We start from the raw sequence: 1071 nt of genomic DNA, 5'->3' as shown, positions 1-1071 counted from the left end.
GTAGTAAACTGTGAATAGAATATACTATCTAACGCGTAAAAGTTAGATATATTTAACACATTAAATTGTGTTATTGATAATGGTGTTCATTAAAGCAATTGCAATTTATGCATTAAAATTAATGTTTTGTCGAAAAATTAATTATTTGAAATCTTAATTTTCTTTCATGCTTTTTAACTCATTAAACTTTGCATTTTTTTTACCGGTAATTTTTATTTTATACTGGTTATTAAATAAACAAAGTCTCCGTATCCAAAACATTCTGCTTTTGGTTGCCAGCTATTACTTTTATTCATGCTGGGATTACAGGTTTCTTTTCCTTCTTATTTTTTCAACCTTACTTGATTATTTCACCGGTATTAAAATGGCGGAAGCAAGCACCCCTCGGAGTAAAAAAGGTTGGTTTTGGTTAAGTGTGTTGGTTAATCTGGGCTTTTTGGGTGTATTCAAATATTACAATTTCTTCGGGCAATCATTTGTTGATATGTTTAGTCACCTTGGCGTGCACCTGCAACTTTCAACAATTAATGTGATTTTGCCGGTAGGTATTTCTTTTTATACTTTTCATGGTTTATCATATGTTATTGATATTTACAAAGACCRCATTAAACCTGAAAGAAATTTTATTGATTATTCATTATTTGTAAGCTTTTTTCCGCTTTTGGTGGCCGGGCCAATTGAACGGGCAACCCACCTTTTACCACAGTTAAAGAAAAAGAGGTATTTTGATTATAGTAAAGCAATTGATGGTTTAAGGCAAATTTTATGGGGCCTGTTTAAAAAAGTTGTAATTGCCGATAATTGCGCCGAATACGCTAACCTGATTTTTAATCATTCCTCTAATTACTCAGGAAGTTCATTAGTTCTTGGCGCTTTGTTATTTGCTTTTCAAATTTATTGTGATTTTTCTGGTTACTCAGATATAGCCATTGGCACAGCAAGGTTACTTGGTATTGATTTGTTAAGAAATTTTGCCTTTCCATACTTTTCAAGAGATATAGCCGAGTTTTGGAGGAGATGGCACATTTCATTATCAAGCTGGTTTAAAGATTATCTGTATATTCCCTTAGG

At 32.1% G+C, this 1071-nt stretch carries 1 protein-coding gene; it reads left to right on the top strand.

The genetic code is table 11. The annotated features are described in order from the left end of the window. Positions 1-364: 364 nt before the first annotated feature. The coding region (locus AC1DRQ_RS31780; RefSeq protein ID WP_477430184.1) for an MBOAT family O-acyltransferase at positions 365-1071 on the top strand (707 nt) is incomplete at its 3' end.

Source organism: Mucilaginibacter sp. P4_E8 (assembly GCF_056401495.1).
This window is presented reverse-complemented; position numbering and strand designations above follow the sequence as displayed.